Source organism: Streptomyces sp. SID8352, assembly GCF_009862265.1.
Taxonomy (GTDB): domain Bacteria; phylum Actinomycetota; class Actinomycetes; order Streptomycetales; family Streptomycetaceae; genus Streptomyces.
In genome coordinates this window covers 307,744-325,093 of the sequence record NZ_WWGX01000006.1, presented here as the reverse complement: position 1 = coordinate 325,093, position 17,350 = coordinate 307,744, and the positions used below count along the sequence as shown (strand labels likewise).

Genomic DNA, 17,350 nt, shown 5'->3' with positions numbered 1-17,350 from the left:
TGGTCTCCTGATCTGGCCGGGGCCCCGCCTGTTAGCGGCGGGCGGGACCCCGGTCTGCGGGTGTGGGCTACTGGGTGGGTGCCGTGGCCGGCTTGTCGGCCTTGCCGCCGGTCAGCTCCTCGGCGGACACGCGGGGCGCCGGGAACTCGTCCTCGGCGGTGACCTCGCCGCGCTGGATCGACTTGTAGATGACGATCAGCTGGGCGACGTCGTGCTCGGTCCACTTCCCGGACGGCCGGTTCAGGCGGTTCTCGATGCGGTCGGCGGTGATGCCGATGCCCTCGAACGTCTTGACGGCGTCGGCGACGCGCTGAGCGAGGGGCTTGCCGCCGCCGTCGCGCAGGGTCTGGTTGCACAGTTCCTTGGCTTCCTCGACGAACCAGGGCGGAAGGATCGCGAAGATGGCTTCGCGGACACGGCGGGCACCGTTGTTGGCGTTCGTCTCGTAGATGTCACGCATGTCGGTGAGCTGCTTGGGCCCGTTCTTTGTGTCGCGACGGTGCGGGACGACGAACGTCGAGCTGTTGCGGGAGTTGGTTTGGACGTCCCAGGCGAAGGCCTGCATCTCGGACTGGCCGTAGTCGTCGTCGCGGCGCATCTCGACGAGTCCGTACTGGACGTTGCCCCAGACGCGGGCGAGTTCGCGGGCGAGGTGGACGGAGGCGCCGGTGATGGTCTGGCCGCCGCGGGAGTAGCGGAAGAAGGCGCGCTCGGCGAGGCCCTGCTGCTTGCAGGACTCGCGCATCTCGGCGACGGCGGCCTGGATGTTGCGGGGGCACTGCTGGGCGACGACGACGGCGGCCTGGACTTCGGCGGCAGCCCTCGACTGTTCGACGGCGGTGCCTTGCCCGATGCGGGCCGGTGCCGTGGTGGACGGGACGGGGATGGGCTGGTTCACGCGTACTCCTCTTGGTCGCGCCGCTCGGCCCAGGCGGGCAGCGGCAGGTAGGTGATGCGGTCGTTGAATCCGGGCCAGATGCCGGTGTTCTCGCACTCGGCGTAGATCCGGAGGGCGCGCTCGTTGCGGTCGGCACCGAGGGCGAGGGCGGGGGAGTCGAGCTCGACGAGGTGCACCAGGTACGGGGCGGTCTTCGCCTGGAAGACGAAGATGAACGCGGGTTCCTGGTCTCCGTGGAGGCCGGCGGCCTTGACGCCGTCGAGGTAGAAGGCGGCTTGTGCGTGGTAGCCGCGGTCGTAGACGGCTTTGGCGAGGGCTGCTTCGTCTACGGCTTTTGCGGTTTTGTAGTCGACGACGACGAGGCGGCCGTTGTCCTGTCGGGTGGGCATCCAGTCGGGTCGGCAGCGGCAGCGGACTCCGGTGCGGCGGTCGGTCCAGTAGATCGACTGTTCGGCAACCCCGCTGCCGGGCGTGAACAGGGGGCCAGCGACGGGGTGCTGGCGGATCGCGTCGGCCATCGCAAGGACCACGTCGTGGTCCTTGGTCAGCAGCGGTACCTTGCCCGCGAGGTACGCCCCGTCACGCTGGACCTGGGCGTCCTTCTTCCGCCAGTCCGGGAAGTCGATGACTTCCAGGTCGGGGCCCTCGCCCAGCACGTACAGGTGGGCGGCGTTCCCGAGGTCGAACTCCTTCTTCGGTGACGCCGGGTGGTCGCGGTCGTACTTGAACTGGGCCGGGCAGCCGGGGGCGAGGAGCGCGCGGAGCCCGGTGGAGGAGATCGACGTCTTGTCGGCGTGGTAGGCCTCGGCGGGCAGACCGTTGACCACCTGGGGGGCCTCGACTTCGACGGCCGCGGTCACTGCTGGTTCCCGTCCGCGCAGTTCTCGCACTGGCCGGTGGTGAGGTTGAAGGGTCCGGCGTTGCCGCCGCAGTTGGTGCAGAGGAGGCCGGTGGCCTTCTGGCCGGTGAGCTGCCGGAGGACGGTGATCCCGTTCTGGTCGTACTTGGCGAGGGCGATCGCTGCCCCGTAGGCGGGGAACGCGGTGCAGAGCTTGGCCCGATGGACCATGTCGGCGCGGTCGATGAGGCTGATCAGGGCTTCGGTCCAGTCGCTGGCCGGGTAGCCGCCGCGGCCGAAGTGAGAGAGGACGTGGGCTGCGACTTCAGCCGGGATGGTGTGGTTTGTGGTGGTCATGGGGTCTACTTTCGAGTGTGCGGATGGCGGGCCGCCGCCTGTTTGACGGAGAGGTGCCGCGGGGCGGCGGCCCTTCGGATGCCGCAGCGCGAGGGGAGCACCCGCGACCGCTCTGAGGTTGTGGGTCAGCCGAAGAAGCCGTTGGGGAATGGGCATTCGTAGCTGTCAACGTCCACGGGCTTGACCCTCGCGAGGTGACGGCCATGGCTCAACTGCGGGTAGTAGCCGTTGGCCCGGCCCTGCTCGTGGTGCATCGTGCAGCAGGCGAAGAACGCCCATCCGCCGCGGTCAACCACGGTGTGCAGGCCGCCCGTACCTTCCACGATCGCGCCGACCGGGTGCGGGTAGTCGCTGATGCGGATCCTCTCGGGGATGAACCCGGTGACAGCGCAGTGCAGGGAGTTGTTGTCGGCACCAGCATCGAGAGCCGCCTGTCGCGCCGTCGCACGGTCCAGGTCGCTGGCTTCCCCGGCGGTGTGGGCCCTAGCGATGCGCTCGTACTGGCGCAGTGCGGCGACCCGCTTCACCTGGGCTTCGTAGGACTCGATCACGCTTGTTCTCCTGAGATGCAGTGGTGGGGTGCCCTCCGATTCGCTCGATAGGGCGTTCCTGTTGGGCGCCGTCCCGGCTGGCCGTTGGTCATCCGGCCGGGACGGCGGGTCATGCGGCCGGGTCGGGTGGGGTGTGGGCCTGGCGGAGGGTGATGACGCGGATGGGTTCGGTGGCCTGGTCGGCGGGGTTGCTGATGTCGCGGACCATGCGGGGGACGGCGACCGCCAGGGCGTTGGCTTCGTCGGCGAGCTGGGGGGCGAACCGCTCCCGGAGGTAGGCGAGCTGTTCGTGGAGGTCGTCGCGTTCGGCGGTGAGGTCGTCGATCGTGGCCTGCTGGCTGACGACGGTCTCCTGCGACTCGGCCAGGTGTTCGCTGACCGTCGTGTACTTCTTCTCGACCTCGCCGATGGCCTTGGCCGCGCCGACGAGCTGGGCGCGGAGCTTGCGGTTCTCGTCGTGGAGCGGGTTCGGCTTGCGCCGGCGGGTGAGGCGGGTGGTGATGTTCATTGGTCTGCTCCGAGGTCGGCGGGTATGTCTGCTTGGCCGGAGAGGATGGCGTCGATGAGGTGAGGGGTGGTCCGGGTGGGGGTTCGGCGGGGTACGAGGCCGAGGGCGGTGAGGAGTCCGGGGACGACGAGGGGGTCGGCGTCGGTGCGGGTGGTGGGGAGGTCCAGGAGGGACATCACGCCGCCGCCCGGTGCCGGACCGACAGTTCGTAGTGGCGGTTGTTGGGCTCGTTGATGACGGTGAGGTGCCCGGTTCGGTGGAGGACGTCGAGGTCGCGGCGGGCGGTGTGGCGGCAGACGACGCCGGGGTCGGTCAGCTTGTAGAGGTCGAGGACGCTGCTGGTGTTCCAGGTGCCGCCGTGGGTGCGGATGGCGTCGAGGAGTCGGTTCTGGCGGTCGCGGTGGGCGCTCATCGGTCGGACTCCTCGTCTGCGAAGAGGTTGGGCTGCTCGTTCATTCCGCCGCGGGCTTCCCACTGCTCGCGGTACTTCTCGCGTGGGGTGGAGCACTCCTGGCGGGCGTGGAAGACGGCAGAGTTGTCGGGCAGGTCGGGACGCCAGAGGTTGGGGCCGGGGAAGCGGGTGGCGTGCTGGCGGGTGGTGATGTGTTCGCCGCAGCCGAGGCAGTGTCCGGGCGGGATGTCCATGAGGACTTCCGCTTGGGCGGCCTGGCGGTCTGCGTACCGTTCGGCTTCCTCCTGGCGGCAGGGCGGGAGCTCGCCGCAGGAGGCGCAGACCATGTAGTGCTCGGGCAGCACATTCCACGGGTGGTTGGCCGGGCCGATGAGGTGGAGTGGCTTCTCGTGGGGCTTGCCGTCGGGCTGGAGAACGAAGACGTAGGGTCGTCCGTCCCACGTGGCCTTCTCGGGGCGTTCTCCGTGCGGGTAGCGGTCCCAGTGCTCTAGGGCGGTGGCATACCGCATTTCGTGCTTGTCGCCCCACAGGTCGTGGGGGCGTTCGGCGAGTTCGATGATCCGGTAGGGCTGCCGGTCCCAGATGACGAGGGTGTTGGGCTTGAGCTGGACGTAGTTGGCGAGGATCTCCTTGTCGTGGATGCGCTGTTCCTGCCGTCGCATTGCGGAGGAGGGGCCGCCGATGCGGTTGACGGACGTGCGGGGCGGGTGGATTCCGCCTCGCTTGCAGTGCTCGCGCGGGTACCAGCGGGTCATCACCAGCACCTGCCGATCTCGCGGAGGGAGCCGGTCTCGTCGGCGACGTGCCGGGCGTCCCGCTCGATGGCGACCTCGCCCTGTACGGGCACGATCCATTCGGTGCCGTCGTCGTGGTAGAGCGAGATCCAGGCGGTGCCCTTGCCGTCGAGGTAGAGGCGGCGTCGGTTGTCCGAGGCGTCGTCGTCACGTGGCGGGGCCTCGGCGGTCTGGTCCGGGTCTGCGTGCAGTGCCTCGACCGCTTCGGAGAGGGCCTCGTTCGTGGTGTGCCGCTCCGCCTCCAGCCTGGCCGCGTGGGCGGTGACGCTCTCCAGGGCGACGCGAAGGCCAGCGTTGGTCATGCGGGCAGTGAGGGCGTGCCGCGCACGGTCCAGGACAGTGCGGCTCGGCGCCGAGTCCACGGGCTGGCCGTCGTGCTTCTCCGCTGCGGTGTCCAGGCTGTTCGGCAGCGGGTGCCCGACACGCTTTGCGTAGGCGACCTGCTCAGCCGTCAGCGGCTCGCCGTGCTCCTCCGCCCGATGCGAGGACAGGTGGTAGGCGCGGGCCTCTGCGTACACGTCGGGGATACCGTGCACCGACCAGAAGCACGACGTGTCGGGGCAGTAGACAGGGGAGATGTTCACGCGGCCACCCCCGTCTCCGGCCGCTCGTGCCTTCTCCCACTCGGCCTCCGTGACCGGGTCGACGTGGGTCAGGACGATGTAGGAGCCCTCCCCCTCGACCCAGACCACGGGGTCGCCGCTGGACGACTGCTGGGCTGCGGTCCGGGTACGGGTGACCAGCCGGCGGGCGTCCGAGGCGTCCTCCGGGCGGAAGCCCGGGTAGGCGAACACCGGGGTGCCGACCGGGTAGCTCGCGTTCCACCGCTTGGCGCTCACGCGGCCACCGCCGAAGCGATCTCGTGCATGACCTGCTCGCCCGTCGGCAGGACCACCGACAGATGCACCGGGACCTCCGGGAACTTCACCGGCGAGTCCGTCCACGTCTTCGTGTGCAGCGTCCAAACCGTCTGACCCGACGGCAGGTTCACCGTGGTGATCGACCCGCCCTGGACGTACAGCCACTCGCCGAGAACGTCGATATCCGTCGCCGTCACCAGCACCGCGTCCTCCGTCGCCTGGACGGCGATGTGCCTGGAGTCCGGGAGCCCGTGGTACGTGACCGTGCTGGCGTAGTTGAGCTCGTTCCGCTCACGTGCGGCATGTCGGTCGAGGACCGACAGATGCTGGACCTGCGGGATCTGCAATGATGTGGACACGGTCCACGCTCCTGTTCTGTGTGTTCTGGTGGGTGTGGATCACGAGGTCGTCGCGGGCTTAGCGGAACGCGGCGACCTCTCTGCGTCGCCGATCAAGCAGCGGCGCGGGAACCTCGGCGCACTCGCGGCTCCGCCGGCCTGGACTCGTGGGCGCGGTCGGCGTCCGGCTTGGGGTTCATCTCTGCGTCGAGCCAGGCGTCGAGGTCTTCGATCGGCCAGGCGAGCTTGCGGCCGATGGGCTTGCTCGTGGGCCCACGGCCGAGGGCGCGGTAGTTCCAGAGCGTCTTGACGCTGAGCCCGATCCTGCGGGCGGCGTCGGGCGTCCAGAGGTATCCGGCGGGCGGCGGTACGGGCTTCTTGGGCTTCCTGGGCACGGCTACTCCTTCCTGATGATGTTGTGTTCGCTGTCACGGTGTCCCGATTTTGGTGTCACCGGGGGTATGAAAAGCACCAGTACGGCGACACCGAGTGCCTCCGATATGGCGTGGGCATCGAGGACGTCCAGTTTGTCGATGTCTCCGGTGAGCAGGCGCCCGATCTGGGAGCGGGACACTCCGGATGCATCCGCCAGGGAGCGGACGGTGTATGGGATGCCCTGACCTGGGCTTTCCATGATCTTTTTGAAGGTGTCCAGGTCTCTCAGGTGGTAGCGCACACTCAATGGGTCCTCCTTGGCGCAGAGGCGCCTTTCACTGCCCTTGAGTTAACAGGATTCGGGACGCTGCGTCAACAAATTCGCGACACCGGGAGCCCGGAGCGGGTGCCGTCTCGGCCAGATGGCATCATTTCGTGGACGATCTGTCCCGGATAGCAGATGGTTGTAGGCAGTGAGCTGGTAGTTTTCCCGCGCAGCCAACCCCCACTAGAGACAGTCGGTGTGAAGTGACACGAGAGGACGACCCCATGACGGCAGCGGCCACCGCCCCACACGACGGCGCGGCCGAGCCCACCCCCACCCCCGCACTCTCCCACCTGGTCAAAGACGCCAACGACAGCGGCATCACCTACCAGGAAATGGAAGACCGCGGCCTCAGCCCCGACGGCTCCAAGCTGCCGCGCCAGTGGTATCAGAAGCTCGTCAAGACACCCACCGTCAGCCCACCCTCCTACAACCAACTCGTCGCCATCTCCAGGGCCACCGGCCGCCCCCTCCGGCACGTCCAGGAAGCTGCCGCCAAGCAGTGGCTCCAGTACGAGGCGACCGAGCTGGCCGGCTACGACGAGGAAGTGCGCATCATCGTCGGGCACCTCGCGGGCAAGTCGAAGGCCGAGCTGATGAGGTGGCGCTACATGATCGAGGCGGAGGAGCGGGCGAAGCGCGAGGCGGGCGAGTAGCCACGCGAACCTCACCGCTCGGGCATGGGCACTTATGTCCCTAAGTAGATATTTCACCAATCGATTGTCGGCAACAGTCTGTAGACGTACCCTTCACCAACCGTGCGCTTCTGGCCGAAGTGGCCGGGAGCGCACGCTGCACTGCGGGGAGGGCACATGCTCGACGTCACCTACGAAGCCACCACCAACCTCGCCCCCGGCCGCCTGGCCGAGATCACCGAGGACAGAGGACGGATACGAGTCCGCCTCGACCAGACCCAGCCACTCGAAGCCGTCGTCACGAACCTCAACGGCGAGATCACCCGGCTGATGTCGTCCGCCCACTGGTTCCAGCTCTGGCGGGACGAGATCATCTGCCGTGACACTCCCGGCCGACCCCTCAAGATCGAGTACCTTCTCAAGATGCGGGTCCCCCTGGCCAGTTGGGTCGACGAAGGCAAAGGGCTGGTGTCCGTCTACATCGACCCCGCCCTGACAGTCCAGGGATTCGCGGCCTCGATGACCTCGGCCACGCGAGACTTCCTCGCCGGCGGCCAGTGGTTCCAGCTGTACGCCGGGGAGATCATCGACAACTCCCCCGAGCCTCACAAGGTCTAGCGGAGACGACATGCCCGGGTACATCGAAGACCGGTGGATGACCAAGAAGCCCGACCCCGTCACGGGCATGAGACGCAAGACCGAACGGTGGGGGAAGGGCAAGCGGTACCGGGTCGCAGGCATCCCCGGCGTCAAAGACCGATCATTCGAGAAGCTCGAGGGCCCCCAAGGAGCGAAAGCCTGGCTGGCGAAGGCGCAGCACGAGTCGACAGCAGGAGAGTTTGTTGATCCTCGCCGAGGCCAGATACTCCTCGCCGACTACGTCGAACAGGAGTGGTGGCCAAGGCGCGGCTACGACAACCCCGCCACTGAGGTCACGGTGCGGAGCCGCGTCTGGAACCACGTGCTCCAACACCTGGGCCATCTACCCCTGAACGGGATCAAGACAAAGCATCTCGGCGAGTGGCTGATCGTCCTCAAGAGCACCGTAGCGACGAGCACGGTGCTTGAGTGCTGGGGGTACCTGTCGTCCATCATGCAGTCCGCCATCGACGATGAGCGGCTGACGCACAATCCGTGCCGCAGGCAGACAACCCTTCGCCTGCCGACCCGGGCACCTTCCAAGCCACGGGCGTGGAGCAAGGAGCGGGTCGTCGCCGTGAAGGCCGCCATGGACGCGCGGTTCCAGCTGTGCGTGGACCTCGGCGTCGGGGCCGGGCTGCGGCAAGGGGAGGTGTTCGGCCTCTCCGTCGAGGACATCGACTTCGAAGGCCAGCGGATCCTAGTACGGAGACAGGTGAAGAAGATCGGCTCCAAGCACGCCTTCGCTCTCCCCAAGGGCGACAAAGTCCGTGACGTTCCGGTGCCCGAGTACCTGCTGAAGCGGATGGAGCATGCGCTGAGCATCCGTCCAGCCCGCCCCGTGACACTCCCATGGAAGGATCCGCGGCCCCCGGCCACGGATCGGGAGCGCGAGGAACGCCAGCCGCAGACGCACGCCCTGATCCTAACGGCCGCCCGCGGCGGGGCCATCCGCAGAGATGACTTCGACAAGCACGTGTGGAAGCCGGCGCTTGCCGCGGCGGGCGTGATCCCTCCTCCGCGTGAAGACCAGCGGCGGGTCAGTCATCGACCTGGTCTGTTTCGCACGGTTCTCACCTACGCGGAGAGCCGGGAGAATGGCTTCCATGCGCTACGGCACACCTTCGCCAGTGTGCAGCTGGACGCGCGTGAGCCGATCGTGGCGGTCTCGAAGTGGCTGGGCCATGCGGATCCGTCGATCACGCTTCGTATCTACGCGCACATGATGCCCGAGGCGGACGGCCGGGGCCGGACGGCGATGCAGAACTGGTTCGAGGGTTCCTGAATGGATCTCCCCAGATTCTCCCCAGGAGGAGGATCTGGGGAGATCGGGGCTTGCCTCCACTCGCGGGACGGACAGGGGAAGTGGGTCCACGTTGCCCACTGACATCCTTCTGAACTGCACGAATCCCCCTGGAGCCCGGCGACTACGTCAAGCTGCGCGGGGGCAAGGGCAAGGACTCCGACGCGGGGAATGTCGTCTTCCGCCAGAACTGCAATTTCATCTGGAACAACGACAAGGACACCATCTACCTCTCCAAGCCCTCCGGTGCCCGTGCCGATGTGCACTCCTACACCAAGAAGGCCGACGACCGTGACGGAAACGGTTACATCACGTACCACGGCTGATCCCTGAGCCCCGGCGGGGCCCTCGGCACCACGGCCCCGAAGCCCCGGGGACGCGTCCCCGGGCCCCGCCGCCCCGGCGCCGGACCGGCTCCGCCGTCAACGCACCGGCGAGCACCGTCACCGTGGCCCGAAGTCCCCCTGGGACGTGCGACGGTGGGGCCGCCGGCCGGTCCCGGGCACCCGGAGGCGGGTCCGCCCGCACGGCGCTCGCTACAGTGCTGTAGAAAATGTCTCCAGAGCAAGATCATTCACCCTGGGGGCCGCTCCGCGGAGCCGGCCGGGTCGGATGACACAGGCGAAGGAGACAGGTCGGCAGCATGTCCGAGCACCACCCCATCCGCACGGCCCGCGCGGCCCTGGCGCGGAGATGCGGCGAGATCGTCGAGGCACGCTGGTTCGCCCTCGCCGTCATCGCCGTGATCCTCGTCAACGCCGCCCTCCTGGGCCTGGAGACGTACTCCGGACTGGCCGTCGAGTGGCGCGACTGGTTACGCCTGGCCGAGCACCTCTGCCTGGCCGCCTTCACCGCCGAGATCCTGCTGCGCCTGGCAGCCCACGCCGACCGCCCCCGGGAGTTCTTCAGGGACCCGTGGAACCTCTTCGACCTGGCCGTGGTCCTCTGCGCGTTCCTGCCGGTCGTCCGGGAGAACACCACCGTGCTGCGGCTGCTGAGACTGGCCCGGGTCCTGCGCACCGCCCGCTTCCTGCCCCAACTGCGCGTGCTGCTCGTGGCGGTGGTCCGCAGCCTGCCGGGCACCCTGAGCTTCCTGCTCGTCGGCACCCTGCTGCTGTACGTCTACGCGATGGTGGGGTGGGTCTTCTTCGGGGACGACGACCCAGAGCACTACGGCTCCATCGGCCGGGCGATGCTGACGCTGTTCCTGCTGATGACCCTGGACGGCATCGGCGACGCCGTCCACGCCGGACTCGGCATCTCCCGGTGGAGCCTCGTCTACTACGCCTCGTACGTGCTCCTCGCGTCCTTCGTCCTGGTGAACGTGCTCATCGGCGTGGTCCTCACCTCCCTCGACGAGGCACGGGAGGTGGAGGGGACCGCGCCCCGGCCGCGCCGCGCCCCGCGTCCGGCGGACGACGACGGCCTGCTGCGCCTGCGCATCGAGGCCGCCCGGCGGGCCCTGGACGACCTGGAGGACGACCTCGCCCGGAGTGGAGCCCGGCACCGGGAGGAGAGCGGCACCGCCGTGACGGCCGGACAGCGGGGCACCTGACCCAGGTGCCTCCCCGCCCAACCACCTTGCCCGCAGGGCCCGATGGCGAAGGCGGGGAGGAGCGGGCGGTTCCCCGTGCCGGCCGACCCGGCGCCGCTCGCGCAGTACGCAGGTGGAGGCGAGCGGTTCGGGCCGGACCCCCGGGCGGCCTCCGGCACCGCACACGTCGCCCGGGCCGGAGCGGTACGCCGCTCGGGCCCCGGCTCCCTCCTCTCCGCCCGGTCCCGGCCCCGCGCCCGTAGCGTCCCGGGGCGTCTCCCCGGTCCGCACTCCACCCGCGCGCCCACACCCCGGAGCAGGAGGACGTGTCCGGGCGAAGGCGGCGCGCCCGTCGGACTCGGCCAAGTGCGCCCGAAACAAGTCGCGTTGATGAGGGCTCCGGTCCCTTCGGGCACCTGGCGCGCGGTACCGGCCGCCGCCCCGCGCGAACCTCCAGGTCCGGACGGCACGACGCGGACCGGCCGCCCCACGCCCATCGGTCCCGCCCGTCGCCGGACGGGCGCCGAAACGGCCAAACACGTCTGCGAGTTCCAGCCATTCCGAATGAACGGGCCGTCCCACCGTGTCTACGGTCGCGCCGGTGCGGTTGTCCCCTCGGAAGATCATCGCAACAGTGAGGCCGAACCCCATGCTTCAACGCCACCAGGACCGTGGGCCGTTACCGGCGTCGCCGGGTGAGGAGGCCGGGGAGCAGCCGCCCGGCACGGCCGTCGAGGTGGCGTCCCGGCTGCTCCACCGCACCCTGCTGCCGCTGCGCGACCACGGCCTGCCGGTCGACGGGGCCCGGGACGCCGCCCGGAGCATCGGCGGCCGGGGGCCGGTCGGGATCGACGCGGGTGACGAACGGGCCGTCCAGGCGGCCTGCGGGATCATGCTGGTGCACGGCCGCGCCACCGGCGGCCCCCGTCCGCTGACGGCCGACTACGTCTCCGCCGTCACCGGCGTGCTCGCCGCGCAGGGCGCCACCGCCTGCCTGGTCGCCCGGCTGCGCGGGCAGGGCGGGCTGCGCTCCGGGACCTCGCTGGCGCAGGGGGCGCTGCTCGCCCTCACCCAGTACCTCGCCGCCGCGACCGCGCCCGGCGCCGTCTCCGGGGCGGTGCACGGGGTCGGGCTCGCCGCGCTCACGACCGCCGACGAGGTGTCCGTCGAGATCGAGACCCTGGACCCGCTCGCCTGGGCCGGGTTCTGGCAGGAGCTGGGGGTCGACCCGCGGACCACCGGACGGGGCTGGGGGCCGTTCCAGAGCCGCTTCGGGACGGCCGTCTGCCCGCTGCCGCGCGAGCTGCGCACCGCCCTGCGCCGCACCCCCCTGCGGGCGGTCCGGGCGACCGCCGCGCGCCACGGGGTGGCGCTCGCCGAGATCGGCGCCACCACGACGGCGCCGGTCCTCGACGCCTGGACCCTCGCCCCGGCCGACACCCCCCGCCCCGGGCCGGCCGCCCCGCGCGGTCACCGGCGGGAGACCAGTGGCGGACCGGCGCCCCTGTCCGGGCTGCGGGTGGTCGAGTCGACCCGCCGCGTGCAGGGCCCGATGGCCGGGCACGTCCTGCGTCTGCTGGGCGCCGAGGTCGTCCGGGTCGAGCCGCCCGGCGGCGACCCCATGCGCTGGCTCGCCCCGATGGCCGGTGACTGCTCGGCGCGGTTCTCCGCGCTCAACACCGGCAAGTCGGTGGTGGAGGCGGACCTCTCCACCCCCCGGGGCCAGGCCGCCGTCCGCGAACTGGTCTCCGGCGCCGACGTGTTCCTGCACACCTGGGCGCCCGGCAAGGCCGAAGGGTACGGGCTCGACGCCGACGACCTGCGGTCCGTGCGTCCGGGACTGGTGTACGCCTCGGCCTCCGGGTTCGGCGGCGCCCTCGGGCCCCGGCCGCCGATCGGCACCGACTACCTCGCCCAGGTGCACGGCGGGCTCGCCGCCGCCCTGCGCCCGGCCGACGAGCCGCCCGCGCCCTCCCTGATGACCGTCACCGACGTCCTCGGCGGCCTCGTGCTGGCGCAGGCCGCGCTCGCCGGACTGGCGCTCAGGGAGGGCACCGGCCACGGCTGCCGCGCCGACTCCTCCCTGCTGTCCGCCGCCGCCCTGGTGCCCCGCCCGGCGCGGCGGACCGTCCTGTCGGCGCTGGATGCCCCGCTCGCCACCGCCGACGGACTGCTGCACCTGGGGGCACGGGCCCGCGCGCACCCGGCGGCGGTGGCCGCCGCCGTCGGCGCGCCTGACCCGTCCGCGGTCCCGGACCGGCTGCGCGAGGGGTCCACGGCCGGGTGGCTGGACGCGCTGCGGGAGGCCGGGCTGCCGTCCGTGCCCGTGCGCACCGATCTGGCGGCGACGGCCGGGGACCCGGCCTTCGCCAAGGCGGTGCTGCCGCCGGACGCCGAGGCGCGCCACGCCCGGCCCGCGAGCCCCTGGGACTTCGCCCGGGGGGACCGGTGACGCGGGCCGGGGGCCAGGGGCCCGTGTGGCGGGCGCGCAGCGGGCTGGTCTTCCCGGACCGGGTGCCGTACGCCGACCGGCTGGCGTGGCAGGAGCGGGGGCTGTGCCCCGACGCCGACCTGTTCTCGCTGTTCCGGGGGCAGGTGGCCGCCCATCCCGCGCGGGACGCCGTGGTGGACGACGGGGGCACGGTGTCGTACGCCGAGCTGTACACCGACACGCTGCGGATCGCGGCCCGGTTCGCCGGTGCGGGGCTCGGCGCGCGCGACGTGATCGCCCTGCGGCTGCCCAACGGAAGACTGGCCGCCGCGGCCGAACTCGCCGTCTACGCCCTGGGCGCGGTGGCCCTCCCCTATCCGCTGGGCGGCGGGGTGCGCGACACCCTGACGCTGCTGCGGCGCTCCCGGGCCGCCGGCGCCGTCTTCTCGGAACCGGCGGACGTGCTGGCCGCGGAGGGACTCACCTGTCTGCGCGCGGTGTTCGGCGCGGACGAGCTGGCGTCCGGGCGCGGCGGCGCGGCCCACCGCCCGGCCCAGCGGTGCGCCGACCCCTGGGCCCCGGCGAGGATCCTGGTGTCGTCCGGCTCCGAGGCCGAGCCGAAGATGGTCGCCTACAGCCATCAGTCCCTGGCGGGCGGCCGGGCCGCCTACGTGCGGGCGCTCGCCCGGTACCCCGGTCCGCCCCGGCCGGACGGCGCCCCCGAGGGGCCCGGCGGGGCGGACCCCGCGGAGGGCCCGGCGGATCGGGCGGGCCAGGGGGCCGAGCCCGGCCGTCCGGTGCCCTCGCACGGCGCGGAGGGGTCCGGACGGACGGCGGCCGGGGGGACGCCCCCCGAAGGTCCGGAGCCCTCCGGTGGGTCCGGGCCCACCGACGGGGATCCATCCGGCGGGCCCGAGCCCATCGACGGGCCGGTGCCCCGCAATCTGGTGCTCGTGTCGCTGGCCTCCTCGTTCGGTTCGCTGGGCGTGCCCGTCACGCTCGCCGCCCTGGGCGGGACCCTGATCGTGCGGCACCGGTTCGACGCCCGGAACGCGCTGCGCGCGATCACCGACGACCGCCCCACCCATGTGTTCGGCGTGCCGACGATGCTGCGCCGGATCGCGGACCTGCCGCCCGCCCCGGACGAGGACCTCTCCGGCCTGCGGGCGCTCGTCTCCAGCGGCGCCGCGCTGCCCGACTCCACGGCCGCCGCCTGCCGGGAGCGGTTCGGGCGACCGGTGATCGCCGTGTACGGGTCCTCGGACGGGGTGAACTGCCACACGGCCGCCCCCGGGGCCCCCGCCGACGGCACCGCGGGAACCCCGGACCCGGCCGTGGCCGAGCTGCGCGTCGTCCGGCCCGACGGCACCCCGGCGCCACCCGGCGCGGAGGGGGAGATCCTCGCCAAGGGGCCGATGTCGCCGATGTGCTACGTGGGCGCCCCCGAGCTCGACGCCCGCTACCGCACCGGAACCGGCTGGGTCCGCACCGGCGACCTCGGCGCGCTGGACGGCCGGGGGCGGCTGCGGGTCCTGGGACGGCTCAGGAACGTGGTCATCCGGGGTGGGTACACCATCAGCCCGGCCGAGGTGGAGCGCGAGCTGGGCACCCATCCGGCCCTCGCGGACGTGGTCTGCGTGTCCGTTCCGGACGGGGAGCTGGGGGAGCGCCTGTGCGCCTGTGTCCGTCCGGCCCCCGGCGCGGCCCCGCCCACGCTCCCCGGGCTCACCGAGCACCTGCGCCGACGCGGCCTGGAGCGGCGGAAGTTCCCCGAGTACCTGATGCTCGCCGAGTCGCTTCCCCTGGGGCCCACCGGGAAGGTCTGCCGACGCACCGTCACCGCCGGTGCCGTGGACGCCCTGCGGGCCGGACGGCTCGAAGGCGGCGCCCGCCCGGACCGCGCGGCACCTCCGACGGCGCGGTGACCGCCTCCGCGCCCGCGTCCGGCGACGGCTGAACGACCGCCCGGGAGTGCCTGGTCGTGCCCGGGTCCGCCCCCGGCACGACCGGGCGCCTCCGGGGCTCCCGGGCCCCCGGGAGCGGGATTCCGGGAGCGGGATTCCGCCCGGAGGGCAGACCGAAAAGCGTTCACTCATATGGGTCATTCTTCCCATAGGGAATTCCCCGGGGCGATTCCCATGGCATGCTGATCACGAAAGCGGAACAAGACCCTCAACTTCCGTACGAATCACGGGTGTTGAGCCGTACAGCAGAACTGGGGAACCCGTCATGCGTCGCTCGTTCATCACCTGTGTCCTCCTGGCGGCCGTGGCCGGGGTGGGCCTGGCCGCGGGTCCGGCCGCCGCCGCCGATGGAGAGGTCACCGTCTTCCAGACGGAGCTGCAACCGCTGACGGTCTACAAGGACCCGGCGGGCTGCCAGAAGCTCCCGGCCGCCGCCCATGTCCTCAACAACACCACCGACCGCCCGGTGCGCATCTACGGCGATCCGTTCTGTCTCGGCCCCTCGCTGGTCGTCCCCCCGGGACACGGCTCGCACGTGGCCCCCGGCAGCGGCAGCTTCAGCGTCTGACCGGCCGGCGCCGAGGGGGAACGAGGGGGGAACATGTCTGCGGAACTCGCCGTGGTCGGGCTCGGCTACGTCGGACTCCCACTGGCCCGGAGGGCCTGCGAGGCGGGCCTGGGGGTGGTCGGCCTCGACATCAGCGCGGCGGTGGCCGACGGTCTCACCGCGGGGCGCTCCCACATCGGGGACATCGGTGACGCGGAGGTCCGGGCGATGCGCGCGGCGGGCTTCCGGGCGAGCACCGACCCGGCGATGCTGACCGGGGCCCGTACGGTGGTGATCTGCGTCCCCACCGGCCTCGCCGCCGACCGCACGCCCGATCTCGGGCCGCTGACGGCGGCCGTACGCACCGTCGCCCGGCACCTGGCCCCCGGCACCCTGGTGTGCGTCGAGTCGACCAGCCACCCCGGGACCACCGAGGAGATCGTCCGGCCGCTGCTGGAGGAGAGCGGGCTGCGCGCGGGCGAGGACTTCCACCTCGCCTACTCCCCCGAGCGGATCGACCCGGGCAACGAGCGCTTCTCCTTCCGCACCACACCGAAGATCGTCAGCGGCTGCACCACCCTCTGCGCCAAACACGCCGAGGGCTTCTACCAGCAGCTCGTCGACGAGGTGGTCGTCGCCTCCGGCACCCGCGAGGCGGAGATGGCCAAGCTGCTGGAGAACGCCTACCGCTACGTCAACATCGCGCTCGCCGACGAGGCCGCGCTGTACTGCGGTCAGGTCGGCATCGACATCTGGGAGGTGCTGCGCTGCGCCGGCACCAAACCCTTCGGCTTCGCCCCCTTCCGCCCCGGCCCCGGCGTCGGCGGGCACTGCGTCCCGGTCGACCCGCGCTATCTGATGGCACGGGCCGAGCAGCAGGACTTCACCTTCCGCACCCTCGACGCGGCGCGCGACGTGCTGGACGCCATGCCCGGGCACGTCACCGACCGCGCCTGCCGGCTGCTGCGCGAGAACGGCACGGAACCGGCCGGGGCGCGGGTCACCCTGTTCGGCGTCGCCTACAAGGCGGGAGTCTCGGACGTCCGCGAGTCCCCCGCCTTCCCCGTGGCCCGCGCCCTGCGCGCCTCCGGGGCCCGGCTCGCCTACCACGACCCGAGGGTCGACCGGTTCGTCGTGGACGGCGTGCCGGTGCCGCGCCGGGCCTCGCCCGAGGACGCCTGCGCCGACAGCGACCTCGTCCTGGTGCTCCAGGACGAGGACGACTACCGCGCCTTCGCCTGGGACCGGGCCGCGTGCCTGGTCCTCGACACCCGCGGCACGGCCAGGGGCACCCGGGTCACCCGGCTCTGACCCCGGCCGCGCCCGGCACACAGGACTCCCGGCGGGCGTGATGAACACGCGCCCGCCGTGGGAACCGGCACCCGGACAACGGTCCGGGCGCCACACCGCACAAAGGAGACACCTACATGACCATGGTGGCCGACAACACCGCCCAGGCCCGTCTGTCGAAGCGCTTCGAGAAGTGGGACAAGGACGGCAACGGCGTCCTGGAGCCCTCGGACTTCGTCGCCGAGGCGGCCGAGATCGCCGCGGCCCTCGGCCAGGCCCCGGACTCCCCCCGGGGCGCCGCCCTGCGCGACGCCTTCCAGTCCATGTTCGAGGCGCTCGCCGACCGCGCCGGGGTCAGCCCGCAGGGTCCGCTGAACCGGGACCAGTTCCACGCCGCCGCCGGTGAACTGTTCCAGGGCGGGGAGGCCGCGTTCAACACCGTCCTCGGCCCCGTCGCCAAGGGCATCATCGGCCTGTGCGACCGCAACGACGACGGTGTCATCGACGCCTCCGAGTTCGCCGGCTGGCTCCGTGCCGTGGCCGGTCTGGACGAGGCCGCCGCCGCCGAGGCGTTCCGCCAGATCGACGCCGACGGCAACGGCACCCTCAGCGAGGACGAACTACTCGCGGCCATCCGCGAGTTCCACTTCGGGCGGCTGGAGTTCGAGCTGCTCGGCTGAGCCGAGTCCCTCCGCCGGACAAGCGCGTCGGCCGGCGGCCCCCGAGGGGGCCGCCGGTCGGCGTACGCGTG

At 71.6% G+C, this 17,350-nt stretch carries 21 protein-coding genes and 1 pseudogene; 10 read left to right on the top strand and 12 right to left on the bottom strand.

Going from position 1 to position 17,350, the window contains the following annotated elements:
- Positions 1-67: 67 nt before the first annotated feature.
- From GTY84_RS02620 to GTY84_RS02565, 12 genes are all read right to left on the bottom strand, one after another.
- Positions 68-898: a hypothetical protein gene (locus GTY84_RS02620; RefSeq protein ID WP_161224372.1), complete on the bottom strand. Its 831-nt coding sequence runs from the start codon at positions 896-898 to the stop codon at positions 68-70.
- Entirely contained in the window at positions 895-1,758 is an 864-nt protein-coding gene (locus GTY84_RS02615; protein WP_202548983.1) for a PD-(D/E)XK nuclease-like domain-containing protein, read from the bottom strand. Before GTY84_RS02615 ends, GTY84_RS02620 begins: the two co-directional genes overlap by 4 nt.
- Positions 1,755-2,093, bottom strand: a complete 339-nt coding sequence (locus GTY84_RS02610) for a hypothetical protein (RefSeq protein ID WP_161224371.1) — start codon at positions 2,091-2,093, stop codon at positions 1,755-1,757. The genes GTY84_RS02615 and GTY84_RS02610 overlap by 4 nt, the downstream gene beginning before the upstream one ends.
- A gap of 125 nt (positions 2,094-2,218) precedes the next feature.
- Positions 2,219-2,644: a hypothetical protein gene (locus tag GTY84_RS02605; protein WP_161224369.1), complete on the bottom strand. Its 426-nt coding sequence runs from the start codon at positions 2,642-2,644 to the stop codon at positions 2,219-2,221.
- Between the two features lie 109 nt (positions 2,645-2,753).
- The gene (locus GTY84_RS02600; RefSeq protein ID WP_161224368.1) at positions 2,754-3,152 is read right to left on the bottom strand and encodes a hypothetical protein; all 399 of its coding nucleotides are present in this window, start codon (positions 3,150-3,152) and stop codon (positions 2,754-2,756) included.
- Complete coding sequence (locus GTY84_RS02595; protein WP_161224367.1) at positions 3,149-3,328, bottom strand: hypothetical protein; 180 nt, start codon at positions 3,326-3,328, stop codon at positions 3,149-3,151. The genes GTY84_RS02600 and GTY84_RS02595 overlap by 4 nt, the downstream gene beginning before the upstream one ends.
- Positions 3,328-3,564 (bottom strand): hypothetical protein, encoded by a 237-nt coding sequence (locus GTY84_RS02590; RefSeq protein ID WP_161224366.1) that lies wholly within the window; start codon positions 3,562-3,564, stop codon positions 3,328-3,330. The genes GTY84_RS02595 and GTY84_RS02590 overlap by 1 nt, the downstream gene beginning before the upstream one ends.
- Positions 3,561-4,319: a hypothetical protein gene (locus GTY84_RS02585; RefSeq protein ID WP_161224365.1), complete on the bottom strand. Its 759-nt coding sequence runs from the start codon at positions 4,317-4,319 to the stop codon at positions 3,561-3,563. The genes GTY84_RS02590 and GTY84_RS02585 overlap by 4 nt, the downstream gene beginning before the upstream one ends.
- The gene (locus tag GTY84_RS02580; RefSeq protein WP_161224364.1) at positions 4,319-5,197 is read right to left on the bottom strand and encodes a hypothetical protein; all 879 of its coding nucleotides are present in this window, start codon (positions 5,195-5,197) and stop codon (positions 4,319-4,321) included. The genes GTY84_RS02585 and GTY84_RS02580 overlap by 1 nt, the downstream gene beginning before the upstream one ends.
- Entirely contained in the window at positions 5,194-5,577 is a 384-nt protein-coding gene (locus GTY84_RS02575) for a hypothetical protein (RefSeq protein ID WP_161224363.1), read from the bottom strand. The genes GTY84_RS02580 and GTY84_RS02575 overlap by 4 nt, the downstream gene beginning before the upstream one ends.
- A gap of 92 nt (positions 5,578-5,669) precedes the next feature.
- Positions 5,670-5,951: a helix-turn-helix domain-containing protein gene (locus GTY84_RS33340; protein ID WP_161224361.1), complete on the bottom strand. Its 282-nt coding sequence runs from the start codon at positions 5,949-5,951 to the stop codon at positions 5,670-5,672.
- Positions 5,952-5,953: 2 nt separating this feature from the next.
- Positions 5,954-6,232: a helix-turn-helix transcriptional regulator gene (locus GTY84_RS02565; RefSeq protein ID WP_161224360.1), complete on the bottom strand. Its 279-nt coding sequence runs from the start codon at positions 6,230-6,232 to the stop codon at positions 5,954-5,956.
- Positions 6,233-6,480: 248 nt separating this feature from the next.
- On the opposite strand from GTY84_RS02565, the gene GTY84_RS02560 reads away from it, so the two are divergent.
- The 10 genes and pseudogenes from GTY84_RS02560 (at position 6,481) to GTY84_RS02515 (ending at position 17,279) form a co-directional block, all read left to right on the top strand.
- The gene (locus GTY84_RS02560; protein WP_161224358.1) at positions 6,481-6,912 is read left to right on the top strand and encodes a hypothetical protein; all 432 of its coding nucleotides are present in this window, start codon (positions 6,481-6,483) and stop codon (positions 6,910-6,912) included.
- A gap of 156 nt (positions 6,913-7,068) precedes the next feature.
- Positions 7,069-7,509, top strand: coding sequence for a hypothetical protein (locus GTY84_RS02555; protein ID WP_161224357.1), 441 nt, complete (start codon positions 7,069-7,071; stop codon positions 7,507-7,509).
- Between the two features lie 37 nt (positions 7,510-7,546).
- Positions 7,547-8,815: a site-specific integrase gene (locus tag GTY84_RS02550; RefSeq protein WP_161224355.1), complete on the top strand. Its 1,269-nt coding sequence runs from the start codon at positions 7,547-7,549 to the stop codon at positions 8,813-8,815.
- 128 nt (positions 8,816-8,943) lie between these two features.
- Positions 8,944-9,159, top strand: a pseudogene (locus GTY84_RS33335) (lamin tail domain-containing protein); the annotation flags it as partial.
- Between the two features lie 317 nt (positions 9,160-9,476).
- Entirely contained in the window at positions 9,477-10,388 is a 912-nt protein-coding gene (locus tag GTY84_RS02540) for an ion transporter (protein ID WP_161224353.1), read from the top strand.
- Positions 10,389-11,016: 628 nt separating this feature from the next.
- Positions 11,017-12,819: a CoA transferase gene (locus GTY84_RS02535; protein ID WP_161224351.1), complete on the top strand. Its 1,803-nt coding sequence runs from the start codon at positions 11,017-11,019 to the stop codon at positions 12,817-12,819.
- The gene (locus GTY84_RS02530) at positions 12,816-14,723 is read left to right on the top strand and encodes an AMP-binding protein (RefSeq protein ID WP_345943316.1); all 1,908 of its coding nucleotides are present in this window, start codon (positions 12,816-12,818) and stop codon (positions 14,721-14,723) included. The genes GTY84_RS02535 and GTY84_RS02530 overlap by 4 nt, the downstream gene beginning before the upstream one ends.
- Positions 14,724-15,027: 304 nt before the next feature.
- Complete coding sequence (locus GTY84_RS02525) at positions 15,028-15,330, top strand: hypothetical protein (RefSeq protein ID WP_161224350.1); 303 nt, start codon at positions 15,028-15,030, stop codon at positions 15,328-15,330.
- Positions 15,331-15,363: 33 nt separating this feature from the next.
- Positions 15,364-16,620 (top strand): nucleotide sugar dehydrogenase, encoded by a 1,257-nt coding sequence (locus GTY84_RS02520; protein WP_161224348.1) that lies wholly within the window; start codon positions 15,364-15,366, stop codon positions 16,618-16,620.
- A gap of 116 nt (positions 16,621-16,736) precedes the next feature.
- Positions 16,737-17,279 carry an EF-hand domain-containing protein gene (locus GTY84_RS02515; protein WP_237531970.1) on the top strand — a complete coding sequence of 181 codons (543 nt, stop codon included), beginning with the start codon at positions 16,737-16,739 and terminating at the stop codon, positions 17,277-17,279.
- The last annotated feature ends 71 nt before the right edge of the window (positions 17,280-17,350 follow it).

Excerpts from the sequence above, each read along its gene's own strand:
- GTY84_RS02610 (WP_161224371.1), bottom strand. The coding sequence starts at position 2,093 with ATGACCACCACAAACCACACCATCCCGGCTGAAGTCGCAGCCCACGTC.
- GTY84_RS02600 (WP_161224368.1), bottom strand. The coding sequence starts at position 3,152 with ATGAACATCACCACCCGCCTCACCCGCCGGCGCAAGCCGAACCCGCTC.
- GTY84_RS02595 (WP_161224367.1), bottom strand. The coding sequence starts at position 3,328 with ATGTCCCTCCTGGACCTCCCCACCACCCGCACCGACGCCGACCCCCTC.
- GTY84_RS02590 (WP_161224366.1), bottom strand. The coding sequence starts at position 3,564 with ATGAGCGCCCACCGCGACCGCCAGAACCGACTCCTCGACGCCATCCGC.
- GTY84_RS02585 (WP_161224365.1), bottom strand. The coding sequence starts at position 4,319 with ATGACCCGCTGGTACCCGCGCGAGCACTGCAAGCGAGGCGGAATCCAC.
- GTY84_RS02560 (WP_161224358.1), top strand. The coding sequence starts at position 6,481 with ATGACGGCAGCGGCCACCGCCCCACACGACGGCGCGGCCGAGCCCACC.
- GTY84_RS02555 (WP_161224357.1), top strand. The coding sequence starts at position 7,069 with ATGCTCGACGTCACCTACGAAGCCACCACCAACCTCGCCCCCGGCCGC.
- GTY84_RS02550 (WP_161224355.1), top strand. The coding sequence starts at position 7,547 with ATGACCAAGAAGCCCGACCCCGTCACGGGCATGAGACGCAAGACCGAA.
- GTY84_RS02540 (WP_161224353.1), top strand. The coding sequence starts at position 9,477 with ATGTCCGAGCACCACCCCATCCGCACGGCCCGCGCGGCCCTGGCGCGG.
- GTY84_RS02535 (WP_161224351.1), top strand. The coding sequence starts at position 11,017 with ATGCTTCAACGCCACCAGGACCGTGGGCCGTTACCGGCGTCGCCGGGT.
- GTY84_RS02525 (WP_161224350.1), top strand. The coding sequence starts at position 15,028 with ATGCGTCGCTCGTTCATCACCTGTGTCCTCCTGGCGGCCGTGGCCGGG.
- GTY84_RS02520 (WP_161224348.1), top strand. The coding sequence starts at position 15,364 with ATGTCTGCGGAACTCGCCGTGGTCGGGCTCGGCTACGTCGGACTCCCA.
- GTY84_RS02515 (WP_237531970.1), top strand. The coding sequence starts at position 16,737 with ATGACCATGGTGGCCGACAACACCGCCCAGGCCCGTCTGTCGAAGCGC.